This window comes from Streptomyces sp. NRRL B-3229 (assembly GCF_000719505.1).
Classification (GTDB): Bacteria; Actinomycetota; Actinomycetes; order Streptomycetales; family Streptomycetaceae; genus Streptomyces; species Streptomyces griseorubiginosus.
In genome coordinates, this window is record NZ_JOGP01000046.1 from 1 (window position 1) to 12191 (window position 12191).

General features: G+C 72.3%; 6 protein-coding genes and 1 pseudogene. 3 read left to right on the forward strand and 4 right to left on the reverse strand.

The window, feature by feature from the left end:
• Nucleotides 1-326: 326 nt before the first annotated feature.
• Nucleotides 327-875 (reverse strand): MarR family winged helix-turn-helix transcriptional regulator, encoded by a 549-nt coding sequence (locus IF54_RS0138060; protein ID WP_030327251.1) that lies wholly within the window; start codon nucleotides 873-875, stop codon nucleotides 327-329.
• A gap of 122 nt (nucleotides 876-997) precedes the next feature.
• Here IF54_RS0138060 and IF54_RS0138065 point away from each other — a divergent pair, with 122 nt between their 5' ends.
• Nucleotides 998-2266: an MDR family MFS transporter gene (locus IF54_RS0138065; RefSeq protein ID WP_030327252.1), complete on the forward strand. Its 1269-nt coding sequence runs from the start codon at nucleotides 998-1000 to the stop codon at nucleotides 2264-2266.
• A 34-nt stretch (nucleotides 2267-2300) separates the two neighbouring features.
• On the opposite strand, the gene IF54_RS0138070 is transcribed toward IF54_RS0138065, so the two are convergent.
• Together IF54_RS0138070 and IF54_RS0138075 are read right to left on the reverse strand one after the other, a co-directional pair.
• Entirely contained in the window at nucleotides 2301-3971 is a 1671-nt protein-coding gene (locus tag IF54_RS0138070) for an ATP-binding SpoIIE family protein phosphatase (RefSeq protein ID WP_051735702.1), read from the reverse strand.
• Between the two features lie 221 nt (nucleotides 3972-4192).
• Nucleotides 4193-5572, reverse strand: a complete 1380-nt coding sequence (locus IF54_RS0138075) for an NAD(P)/FAD-dependent oxidoreductase (RefSeq protein WP_030327254.1) — start codon at nucleotides 5570-5572, stop codon at nucleotides 4193-4195.
• Between the two features lie 374 nt (nucleotides 5573-5946).
• Here IF54_RS0138075 and IF54_RS0138080 point away from each other — a divergent pair, with 374 nt between their 5' ends.
• Both IF54_RS0138080 and IF54_RS0138085 read left to right on the forward strand, forming a co-directional pair.
• The gene (locus tag IF54_RS0138080) at nucleotides 5947-6723 is read left to right on the forward strand and encodes a TetR/AcrR family transcriptional regulator (RefSeq protein ID WP_030327255.1); all 777 of its coding nucleotides are present in this window, start codon (nucleotides 5947-5949) and stop codon (nucleotides 6721-6723) included.
• 261 nt (nucleotides 6724-6984) lie between these two features.
• The gene (locus IF54_RS0138085; protein WP_030327256.1) at nucleotides 6985-8961 is read left to right on the forward strand and encodes a sigma-70 family RNA polymerase sigma factor; all 1977 of its coding nucleotides are present in this window, start codon (nucleotides 6985-6987) and stop codon (nucleotides 8959-8961) included.
• Here IF54_RS0138085 and IF54_RS40130 read toward each other — a convergent pair.
• Nucleotides 8948-11930: pseudogene (locus IF54_RS40130) on the reverse strand (BTAD domain-containing putative transcriptional regulator). The gene IF54_RS0138085 and the pseudogene IF54_RS40130 overlap by 14 nt on opposite strands.
• Between the last annotated feature and the right edge of the window lie 261 nt (nucleotides 11931-12191).

Below are 12191 nucleotides of genomic sequence, written 5' to 3' on the forward strand. Positions count from 1 at the left end.
CGCGTTTCCCTTTCCGGCGGTTCCGACTCTATCAGATCCTTTCGGGCCTGATCCCCGGTCAGCGGGGCTTGTCTTCCCGGCTGTTGGGCCGTTCCGACGTCTCAAACCTTAGCGGACTCTCACTGTGGTCCCAAATCGAGGAGCCACACCCAAATCGAATTGAATTCGGGCACGCCGAATTCACCCCGGCTGGGAGATCGTTCTGATGGTTTGAGTGGCCGCTTCGCGGCGGAGGTGCTGCCGCAGAACCGTTACGGCCCCGTGGCAACCCGAAGAACTTTACGGATCCGGCAGGGGGCTGTCAAGCACCCGCTGTCAAGATCTTTTCAGTCGAGGTCGCTGAGACGTCCGCCGGCGTCCGGCTGTGCGTGCTCCACCCTACGCAGCAGCCTGGTGAGGACGTCCCCCAAGGTGTTGCGCTCCTCGGCGGAGAGGTCCTGGAGCAGCTCCTCCTCGAAGACCGTGGCGAGGCGCATCGCCTCCAGCCACTTCTCGCGGCCCTCGGCGGTCAGCTCCACGATCACCCGGACCCGGTTGGTCTCGTCCCGCTCCCGGGTCACCAGCCCCTGTGCGTGCATGCGGTCGATCCGGTGGGTCATCGCAGCCGGCGTGAGGCCGAGCCGCTTGGCGAGCTCGCTGGGGCCCATCCGATAGGGGGCGCCGGAGACCACGAGCGCTTTGAGGACCTCCCACTCGGCGTTGCTGATGCCGAGGTCGGCGGTCTGACGGCCGTAGGCGACGTTCATACGGCGGTTGAGGCGGGAGAGCGCCGAGACGATCTGTTCGACCTGGGGGTCGAGGTCCTGGAACTCGCGCTGATAGGCGGCGATCTGCTCGTCGAGCGTCGGCTCGGGGACGCCAGGGGTCTCGGCCATGTGGGCAGTATCGCACGCGCACGCTTTGCCTTGAAGTCCTTCGCTATGTACTCTTTAGCTTCGAACTTTAACTCTGAAGTCTTCGACTCTAACTAGTGAGAGAGGTGAACGTGACCAGGGCGATGGGCGCAGCGATGCGCCGGATCCACGTGGGCAACGCACTCAGCGCGTTCGGGCTCGGTTTCACCGTCCCGTATCTGTACGTCTATGTGGCGCAGGTGCGTGGACTGGGAGCCATGACGGCGGGGCTCGTCCTCGCCGTCTTCGCCGTGGCGGCACTGTTCGTGCTGCCGTTCGCCGGACGGGCCATCGTCCGGCGCGGCCCGCTGCCGGTGCTGCTCACCGCCCTGCTCACGGCGGCCGTCGGGTCGTTGAGTCTCGGTCTCTCGGCCCATGCCCCGACCGTGCTGGTATCGGCGGCCCTGCTCGGGGCCGGTCAGGCCGTGATGCAGCCGGCGCTGGCCACGATGATCGTGGACTGCTCCACGGCGGAGACCCGCTCGCGTGCCTTCGCGACGCAGTTCTTCCTTCAGAACCTCGGGCTCGGCGTCGGCGGTCTGATAGGCGGCCACCTCGTCGACACGTCGAGCACCGCGTCCTTCACTCTGCTCTTCGCGATCGAGGCGGCGATGTTCCTGCTGCTGGTGGTCGTGATGACGACCCTGCGGCTGCCGCACTCTCCGCGGATCGAGAACGCGCCGGGCCGGTCCGCCAAGGGCAGCTGGAAGCAGCTTCTCGGCAACCGGGCCATGGTGCAGCTGTGCGTGCTGGGCTTCGTGCTGTTCTTCGCCTGCTACGGCCAGTTCGAGTCCGGCCTGAGCGCGTACGGCGTCGAGGCCGCAGGCATCTCCACCTCCGCGCTGGGCACGGCCCTGGCCGCGAACACCGCGATGATCGTGGTCGCGCAGTTCGCCGTGCTGAAGTTCGTGGAGCGGCGGAGGCGCACGCGGGTGATCGCGGCGGTCGGCGTCATCTGGGCGATCGCGTGGCTCACCGCGGGGTACGCGGGCCTCGGCCACGGCAGCCAGGAGATGGCCACGGCCGCGTTCGTATCGACGTACGCGCTGTTCGGCCTGGGTGAGGCGATGCTGTCCCCGACCGTCGCCCCGCTGGTCGCCGACCTGGCTCCCGAGGGCATGGCGGGCCAGTACAACTCGGCCTTCGCCCTGGTGAAGCAGCTGGCCCTGGCCGTCGGCCCGGCGGTGGGCGGGCCGCTGGGAGCCTCCCTGCACGCGCCGTACATCGTGACGTTCCTGCTGTTCTCGCTGGGCATCACCTACCTCGCGATACGCCTCGGCAAGCAGCTGACCCCGGTACAGAACCAGCCGTCGCTCAAGAAGAGCCGGGTCGTGGCGCAGGGTGGAGCGACGGCGAAGTCTCTGGCCGCCTAACTGCAACTCCTAAGGGGCGCGGGGAACTGCGCGATCAGCCCCCACTCAGCCGCAGTCGCCCCGCGTCCTCAGGCCGCTCCCCCTTCGGCAGCACGAACTCGCACCAGACCGCCTTCCCCCCACCCGGGGTCCTCCGCGACCCCCAGTTCGACGCGATGGTCGCCACGATCGCGATCCCGCGCCCGGACTCGTCCCCCGGCTCCGCCCGTCGGCGCCGGGGCAGGTGGTCGTCCCCGTCCGTGACCTCGACGATGAGCCGCCGGTCGGTACGGCGGAGCCGGAGCCGCATGGGCGGGATGCCGTGCTGCAAGGAGTTCGCCACGAGTTCGCTCACGGCCAGCACGCCCAGGTCGTGCAGCTCGACCGGGAACCGCCAGCTCGTCAGCACGCCGGAGGCGAACGCACGCGCGCGTGGGGCCGCTTCGACCCCGCCCAGCAGTTCGAGGCCGGCGTTGCGGAAGAGCTCGCCCTGGGGGCCGGTGTGGGCGGGGTGCTGGAGGACCATGACGGCGACGTCGTCGTCGTGTTCCGCGGTGACGCCGGCCGAGCGGATCAGGCGGTCGCACATCACCTGGGGCGTCCCGGTCGCGCCGGCCAGGGCGCGTTCGAGGGCGGCGATGCCCTCGTCCAGGTCCTCGTTGCGCCGCTCGACCAGGCCGTCGGTGTAGAGCACGGCCGTGGAGCCGGGGCTGAGGGGGATGGAGCCGGAGGTGTGCATCCAGCCGCCGGTGCCGAGCGGCGGGCCGGTGGGTTCGTCGGCGCGCAGGACGGTTCCGGTCTCGTCGCGGACCAGGATCGGCAGGTGGCCGGCCGAGGCGTAGACCAGCTTCCCCTCGTTCGGGTCGTGGATGGCGTACACGCAGGTGGCGATCTGGTTGGCGTCGATCTCCGTGGCGAGGCCGTCGAGGAGCTGGAGCACCTCGTGCGGGGGCAGGTCGAGGCGGGCGTACGCCCTTACGGCGGTGCGGAGTTGGCCCATGACCGCGGCCGCGCGGACCCCGCGGCCCATGACGTCGCCGATGACGAGGGCGGTGCGGCCGCCGCCGAGGGTGATGACGTCGTACCAGTCGCCGCCGACCGCGGCCTCGGTGCCGCCGGGGTGGTAGGTGGCGGCGATACGGAGGTCGTCCGGTTGTTCGAGTTCCTGGGGGAGCAGGCTGCGCTGGAGGGTGACGGCGGTCTCGCGCTGGCGGCGCTCGCTGGCTCTGAGGCGCTCGGCGGCCTCGGCGTGGTCGGTGACGTCGGTGGCGAAGACGAGTACGCCGCCGTCGCCCTCGGTGACCGGGGTGCAGGTGAAGGTGTAGGAGCGGCCGTCGGGGGCCTTGCGGGACTTGACCGTGCGGGGCTTGCCGCTGCGCAGGACCTGGTCGAGGAGCGGGAGGAGGCCGATCTCGTCGAGCTCCGGGAGTGCTTCGCGGGCCGGGGCGCCGGGCGAGCGCAGTCCGAAGGCGACCACATAGGCGTCGTTGACGTAGGCGAGGCGGTGGTCGGGGCCGTGGACGAGGGCGACGAGGGCGGGGACGCGGTCGAGGACCTCGCGGACGGGGAGTTCGTCGACGGCGGGGATCGGCACGGTGAGTTGTTCGGCGCGGGCCGCGGGGACCGCGCCCTCGCTCAGGCGGTCCTCGGTGACCAGGTCGTCGGTCCGCGCTGCGGCGCGGCGCTGCGTTCCGGGGAGGCGGGCGCTCCAGCGCGTGAAGTTCACGAATCCTTGCCTCGTGTCGTCGTCTTCGGCGTCTTCGGGCCGGCTCCGGGCCCGGCCGGTGGGCTGGGGACGGCAGCCCGGGGGTGCAGCACGGTGGGAAGACCTCTTGGGTTCGAGGGGCGGGCGGCTGCCCGTCCGAGGACGGGCATCAGTGTGTCAGGAGGCCGACCGGGTCGACATCCGTCAGACGCCGGGGCGGTTCGTGGAGTTCCTCGGTCCGGTCAGGACGACCCCTTCGGGTCGTTCACAGGGTCATGAGGAGGCTTTCCACCGGCCGCGAGTTCGAACTCCGCCCGGGGATGTTCGAGTGAACCGAGCGAGACGATCTCCCGCTTGAAGAGCCCCGACAGGGTCCATTCGGCGAGCACGCGGGCCTTGCGGTTGAAGGTGGGCACCCTGCTGAGGTGGTAGACGCGGTGCATGAACCAGGCAGGGTAGCCCTTCAGCTTGCGCCCGTAGACCTGCGCGACACCCTTGTGGAGGCCCAGGGAGGCCACGGAACCGACGTACGCGTGCGCGTACGTCTCCAGGGGTTCGCCGCGCAGGGCGTGCACGATGTTGTCGCCGAGGACCTTGGCCTGGCGTACGGCGTGCTGGGCGTTGGGCGCGGTCTCCCTGCCGGGCTCGTCGGCGGTGACGTCGGGGACGGCGGCCGCGTCTCCGGCCGCCCACGCGTGCGTGACGCCCTCCACGGTGAGCTGGGGGGTGCACTTCAGCCGGCCTCGCTCGTTGAGCGGGAGGTCGGTGGCGGCGAGGAGCGGGCTGGGCTTGACGCCGGCCGTCCACACGAGCGTTCGTGTCGGGAAGCGGTTGCCGTCGCTGAGGACGGCGACGCGGTCCACGCAGGACTCCAGGCGGGTGTTCAGCCGTACGTCGATGTTGCGGCGGCGCAGTTCACTGACCGTGTAGCGGCCCATCTCCTCGCCGACCTCGGGGAGGATGCGGCCGGTGGCCTCGACCAGGATCCACTTCATGTCCTCGGGGCGGACGTTGTGGTAGTACCGCGCGGTGTAACGGGCCATGTCCTCCAGCTCGCCGAGCGCCTCCACGCCCGCGTAGCCGCCGCCGACGAAGACGAAGGTGAGGGCCGCGTCGCGGATCGCGGGGTCACGGGTGGAGGAGGCGATGTCCATCTGCTCGATCACGTGGTTGCGCAGGCCGATGGCCTCCTCGACCGTCTTGAACCCGATGCCGTGGTCGGCGAGTCCCGGGATCGGCAGGGTGCGCGCGATCGAGCCGGGGGCGAGGACGAGTTCGTCGTACGACAGCTGCTCGCTGCCGGTGCGCTCCTCCTCGGTGGCGAGGGTGGTCACGGAGGCCGTGCGCTTGGCGTGGTCGATCGCGGTGACCTCGCCGACGAGGATCCGGCAGCGGTCGAGGACGCGGCGCAGCGGTACGACGACATGGCGGGGGGAGATCGACCCGGCGGCCGCCTCGGGCAGGAACGGCTGATAGGTCATGTACGGGTCGGGCGTGACGACGGTGATCTCGGCCTCGGCCCGGTCCAGTTCCCGTTTCAGCTTCCGTTGCAGCCGCAGGGCCGTGTACATCCCGACGTAGCCACCGCCGACAACCAGAATGCGCGCACGTTCCTTCACCATCCCATGACGCACCCGTCTCTTGAGTTTGTCCACAGCCTCGACAATTTGTGTGACCGGAGCCCGTCGGCGCGCCGGGTTGGCCGAATCTCCGGAGTGCGCGGAAGGTTCGCAGGTCAAGGGGTGTGCGCCGGGCGGGTGGAGGGGGTGCAATCCGGGCGTTTGGCACCCGTACTCCGATCGGGGGGCGCTCCGTGCGGAACGTGCCCCTTCTGAATTGACCCCCGCTCAACTATGTTCGTGTGTCGACGGGGTGTAGGGGGATGCGCTCCGGGTCCGCGACGGGCGGACTCGCGAAACGGGCTTGTTCCGCTCGCTCCGGCTTTCGATGGCGGGGAGAGTCTCCGGGGGGAGACGTCATTACCGGGGGAACATTTATGCACATTCAGGACTCTCATTGGTCTACCGCGTCCGCCATCGCACCCGGTGGCGGGGCGATGGGTGGCGCGATGGGCTCGACGATGAGCGCGGCGGGCAACGGACGCGAGGGCTCGCGTGCGACCCCGCTGCGCGTGGACGCACAGCGCAATCTGGAGCACGTACTGCGCGCGGCGCGCGAGGTCTTCGGCGAGCTGGGCTACGGCGCGCCGATGGAGGACGTGGCACGGCGCGCCCGGGTGGGTGTCGGCACCGTGTACCGGCGCTTCCCGAGCAAGGACGTCCTGGTCCGGCGGATAGCCGAGGAGGAGACCTCCCGGCTCACCGACCAGGCGCGGGCGGCGCTCGGGCAGGAGGACGAGCCGTGGTCGGCCCTGTCGCGCTTCCTGCGCACGTCGGTCGCCTCGGGCGCCGGGCGGCTGCTGCCGCCGCAGGTGCTGCGGGTCGGGGTCGACGAGGGTGACGGCTACGACGAGGCGCGGGTGCCGCAGCAGCGGACCACCCCGGGCTCCGGCGAGCTGCGGCTCGTTCCGGAGGAGAGCCCGCTGGGCTCCGGGGACGACGACGCCGGGGCGGCGGCACTGCTGGAGGTCGTGGGCCAGCTCGTGGACCGCGCGCGTGCGGCCGGCGAGCTGCGGACCGACGTGTCGGTGTCCGACGTCCTGCTGGTGATCGCGACCGCGGCGCCCTCGCTGCCGGACGCGGCGCAGCAGGCGGCGGCCTCGGCGCGGCTGCTGGACATCCTGCTGGAGGGGCTGCGGTCCCGGCCGGTGTGACGCGTCAAGGTGACGACGGGGGTGCGGTCGGATCGTCGGCCGCACCTCGGAACATTCCTGCCCGATTCCGGCATCTCGTCCAACTTCCGTCCGGCGCACGACAGTTGAGCATTCCCCGAACGGGTGAGAGCTAGTACTGGATCGCCGGAAAACCCCACGGACGAGTGGATGCGAAGCACTGTGCCCTACTGACTAAAAGTCGATATGGCACGCTGACCCGGTGTTCGGGACTGGTTGGGGCGGCGGCGGGGGCATTCCGCGATGAGCGTTGACGGGCGGAACGAGCCCCACGGTGAGGGCGACGAGGAACCCGGTGGCCGGGCCGGAGGCACCCCACAGGTGCCCGGCCAGGGCAGCCGGGCCGGCATCCCGCAGGCGGGGCTCCCGCACGGCGTCCCGCAGGGCGGCATCCCGGCCCAGGGCGGCGAACCCGTCGAGGGCAGCGTGCCGACTCAGCGCGACCGGCGCGAGGACGGCAGCGTCCTGCTGCCCCCGCCCCGCGAGACAATCCCGTCCGACGCCGATCTGATCGAGCGGATGCGCGCGGGCGACGACTCGGCGTACGAGGCGCTCTACCGGCGCCACGCGCAAGCCGTGCGCCGCTACGCCCGCACCTGCTGCCGCGACGCCCACACCGCCGACGACCTCACCGCCGAGGTCTTCGCCCGCATGCTCCAGGCCGTCCGCCGCGGCCACGGCCCCGAACACGCCGTACGCGCCTACCTGCTCACCAGCGTCCGGCGCGTCGCCGCCGGCTGGACGAAGTCGGCGAAGCGCGAGCAACTCGTCGACGACTTCGCGGTGTTCGCCGCCCAGGCCGCGCGCACGTCCGAGGTCTCCGACCAGGACACGCTGGACCTGGGCGCCGACGTGCGTGCGATGCACGAAGCCGAGCAGTCCATGGCCATGCAGGCCTTCCGGTCGCTGCCCGAGCGCTGGCAGGCCGTGCTGTGGCACACCGAGGTGGAGGACGAGTCGCCGAGCGAGGTCGCCGTCCTCTTCGGGCTCGACGCCAACGGCACGCGCGTGCTGGCCAGCCGGGCCCGCGAGGGCCTCAAGCAGGCCTACCTCCAGGCCCACGTCAGCGCGAGCCTCGCCGGCGACGAGGAGTGCGCCCGCTACGCCGACCGGCTCGGCGCCTACGCCCGCGGAAGCCTGCGCACCCGGGCCGAACGCGGGCTGCGCAAACACCTGGAGGAGTGCGCCAAGTGCCGGCTGGCCGCGGGCCAGATCAAGGAAGTCGCCGGGGGCATCCCGGCCGTCGTACCGCTCGCGGTCATCGGCTGGTTCGGGGCCGCCGGATACGCCAAGGCCATCGGGCTCATCGCCGGTGGGGCCGGAACCGCCGGTGCCGCGGGCGCGGCCGCCGCGGCGAGCGGAGGCTCCTCGGGCGGGGCGGGGGCCGGCGGCGCAGCGGCCTCGGAGGGCCTCGGCGCGCCGGTCAAGGCCGGTATCGCGGCCGGTGTGGTCGCGGTGGCCACCGCCGCGGTGGCGCTCGCGCTGATCGGCGGCCACAGCCCCGCGCGGAAGCCGGACGCCAAGCCGCCCGCCTCCGCACCGGCCGTCGAACCGGCCGAGCCCACTCCCACACCGAGCACGCCCGAGCCGGATCCCCCGCTGCTCCCCGTCGCGGCCACCCCCACCCCGGCGCCCGCCGCCTCCTCGCCCGCCCCGACCCCGAAGACCACCCCCACGCCCACACCGCCCCCTGCCCCGAAGCCGACACCCACACCGGCACCGAACCCCCCTTCGACCCCGACCCCCACCCCGACGCCGACCCCGACCCCGGCTCCCCCGCCGCCACCGACCGTCTACCAGTGGAGCGACCTGGCCTACGACGTCTCGGGCGACGGCAGCGGGCCCGAGATGCGGATCGGCGAGAGCAGTTGGGTGTGGCAGCGCTACGGCGTCTCGATCGCCGGCAACCGGTACACCCACGGCGTGACCGTGCACGGACGCTCCTCCGTCACGATCGACCTCAACCGCGCATGCTCGTCCTACGACGCGGTGGTCGGCGTCGACGACATGACACTGGGCCTCGGCAAGGTCCGCTTCTCCGTCTACGCCGACGGGGTCCGGTTGTGGAGGTCCGGCCTGGTCCAGGGCGGGGACCCGGCCGTGTCCGTCCATGTGAACCTCGCGGGACACGACACCGTACGGCTGGTGGTGGAGCCGCACAGCCACCTCGACGACCTCATGCTCGCGGACTGGGCCGAGTCGAAGTTCAGCTGCTCCTAGCGCGCCGCGCCTCGACCGCCTCGCCGAGTTCGGCCAGGACCTCGGCCGCGGTGAGGTCGGCGCCCCTGGTGTGCTCGGCCGCGTAGCGCACGGGTCGCAGGCCGGTGCGGGCGGCGGTCTCGGTGCGCTCCACGTGCACGCGTTCGGGGTACGGACGCGGATCGCCGCCCCGTCGCCGCCCGGCGGCGGCGATCAGCCGGACCGCGCGCGGGAGGTCGCCGAGGTCGCTGAGCAGGACAGCCGCAGCGTCCATGAGCGTCGCGAGCACCGCGTCGGCGCACTTCTTGTCGATCGCCTCGTGGATGGTGTCGGCCAGCAGGGGCAGCCCGTGCTCCGGGCCCGACTCCTCGGCCGTCACCATCGCGTCGAGCGCGTTCAGCATCACCGTGAACTGGGGTGGCGGCGCCGCCTGCCCCAGCTCCGCGCGGACCTCGTCCACCAGTGCACGCGCGCGTACGGGGTCCTTGTCGTCCAGGGCCATATGGGCCCGCAGCAGCCGCACGAACGCCCGGGTCTCCGGGACGCCGTACCGGTGTCCCGCCTCGCTCGCCTCCTCCAGGGTGGCCAGTGCGGTCGTACGGTCGCCCGTGCGGTACGCGACCTCGGCGAGCCGGGCGATGAGGAACGGGGTCTCGGCGTACGCCCCCACCTCGTAGGCGAGCTGGAGCGCCGTCTCGTACTCCTCCTTGGCCGCCGCCGGGCGGCCCCGGGCCATGGCCGCCTCGCCGGCCGCGCTGCTGACCTGGGCACGGAGCCAGCGGTCGCCCACGCGGCGGCTGAGCGTGCGCAGCTCCACCAGGTCGTCGTCCACGCCGGCCATGCCGCCCGGGGAGTCGACGATCATGTGCGTGCGGAACATCAGGGTGACGGCCACGGACCAGTCGTCGCCGTGGGCACGGCAGTTGGCGACGGCGACGTCCATGAGGGGGCGGATGTCCGTGTGGTCTCCGAGCATCACGCCCACCAGGGGCCAGATCATGCCGGGCAGCCGGGCCGCGTCGGGGCCGCCCGGCTCGAAGTGGTCGCGCACGGCGCTGACGTAGCGGTGCAGGCGCGGGTCCAGGCGGGCGTCGATGGGCTCCGTCTCGGCGCTGAGGAAGAGGTGCAGCATGCGGAGGTTCAACCGGACGGGCGTCTCCGCGCGCGGTGCGGCGAGGAAGGCGTCGGCCAGGCGCCCGCCCTCCGGGGTCGCCCCGGGGTCCAGCACCCGGGCCACCCAGGACATGCCTTCGCGGCGGTAGTTGCGCAGCCACCAGAACCAGCCCATGGCGAGGGCCACGGCCGAGGCCTCCGCCTCCTGGCCCGCCGCGATCGCCCGGTCGAGGGCGGCACGGATGTTGTCGAGTTCGGTCTCCAGGCGGGCGATCCAGGGAAGCTGGTCGGCGGACCGCAGCCGGGGTTCGGCCTCCTCGACCAGCGCGCGCACCCACGCGCGGTGCCGGCGCTCGGCGGCGGCACGCAACGCGTGGGACTCGGCGGCGCGCTCGACGGCGTACTCGTGGATGGTCTCCAGCAGGCGGTAGCGCATGCCGTCATGGCCGTCCCGCTGCCACGGGACCGCCACGACCAGGGACTTGTCCACCAGCGCCCCGAGGAGCTCGGCGGCCGGCCCGCCGCACACCGCCTCCGCGGCCTCCAGGTCCCAGCCGCCGGCGAAGACGGACACCTCGCGCAGGAACGTCCGCTCCGGTTCGTCGAGCAGGTCCCAGGACCAGTCGACGACGGCCCGCAGGGTCTGCTGCCGGGGCAGGACGGTACGGCTGCCGGAGGTCAGCAGCCGGAACCGGTCGTCGAGCCGGTCGGCGATCTGCCGGGGCGTCCAGGGGCTCCCGGCTGGTGGCGAGCACGGTGAGCCCTGGGCAGCGGGTGAGGAGGGTCTCCGCGAGGTGGGCGGCGGCCTCGATGACATGTTCGCAGTTGTCAAGGATCAGAAGCAGGGTGCGCGGGGCGCAGTACTCGACGAGCAGGGCGAGCGGGTCGTCCTGCGGGGCCGTCAACTCGTTGGTCATGAGCACGGTCTCGCGCAGACCGAGCGCGCTGACCACCGCGCCGGGCACCGCCTCCGGCCGGTCGAGCGGGGCGAGCTCGACCAGCCACGCCTGCGGGAGCCGGGCGGCGGCTTCCTCGGCGAGACGGGTCTTTCCGGAGCCGCCCGGTCCGGTGAGGGTGACGAGGCGAGCTCTGTGCAATTCGGAACGGATGGCGTCGAGTTCGGGTTCCCGGCCCACGAAAGAGGTAAGCCGCGGACGGATGTTGCCGGTGGGTTCGGCACGAGGACGACTGGCGGACGGCGCGAGCAACTCACTGTGCAGGGCCCGCAGCTCCGGACCCGGATCGGTCCCCAGCCCCTCGGCGAGCGCCCGCCGACCGCCCTCGTAGACGGCGAGGGCGTCGGCACCCCGCCCGCTGTCCCGCAGGGCGCGGATCAACAGGCCGTACAGCCGCTCGTCGTACGGGTGGGCCCCGCTCAGCTCCTTCAGCTCCGGTACGACGTCCTGGGCGCGGCCGAGCAGCAGATCCGCCTCGATCCTGGCCCGGGTGGCCTCCAGCCGCAGTGCCTCCGGCCGGGTGGCGGCGCTGCGGTCGGAGAGGTCGGCGAGGGCGGGACCGCGCCACAGGGCGAGGGCGTCGGTGAGCTTCCGCGCTGCGCTACGCGGGTCGCCGTGGGCCAGCGCGTCGGTGCCCTCCCGCACGAGCCGCTCGAAGACATGCAGGTCCACGTCATCGTCGCGGGCGGCCAGCAGGTAGCCCCCCGGTCCGGAAACGACCACGTCCTTGCCGACGACCCGCCGAAGCCGCCCGACGAGGGCCTGGAGTGCGGCCGTCGCGTCCTGCGGCGGCTCCCCCGCCCACACCTCATCGACCAGCCCCTCCGCCCGCACGGCCCGCCCGGGCCGCAGGGCGAGTGCAGCGAGCAGTGCGCGGACACGGGGGCCGCCGAGAGGTATCTCGGTGCCGTCGTCGTCCATCGCCTGAGTAACACCCAGAATCCTGTACCGCACGGGCTCATTGTCGCCGGGTTCTCGGTGGGAACGGGCGCCTATGGGGGTGCCGGGTGCGGTTGTTCGGCGAGTACGGCCGGGTGGGGGCTGGTCGCGCAGTTCCCCGCGCCCCCGCTGCGCTGGGCTCGGGCCGGGCGCCTACGGGGGTGCCGGGTTCGCTTGTTGGGCGGCTTGAGGTCCGTCGTGGCTGGTCGCGCAGTTCCCCGCGCCCCTGGGGAGTTGCAGTCC

Coding starts and splice junctions, on each gene's coding strand:
- IF54_RS0138060 (WP_030327251.1), bottom strand. CDS start 875: ATGGCCGAGACCCCTGGCGTCCCCGAGCCGACGCTCGACGAGCAGATC.
- IF54_RS0138065 (WP_030327252.1), top strand. CDS start 998: ATGGGCGCAGCGATGCGCCGGATCCACGTGGGCAACGCACTCAGCGCG.
- IF54_RS0138080 (WP_030327255.1), top strand. CDS start 5,947: ATGCACATTCAGGACTCTCATTGGTCTACCGCGTCCGCCATCGCACCC.
- IF54_RS0138085 (WP_030327256.1), top strand. CDS start 6,985: ATGAGCGTTGACGGGCGGAACGAGCCCCACGGTGAGGGCGACGAGGAA.
- IF54_RS0138075 (WP_030327254.1), bottom strand. CDS start 5,572: ATGGTGAAGGAACGTGCGCGCATTCTGGTTGTCGGCGGTGGCTACGTC.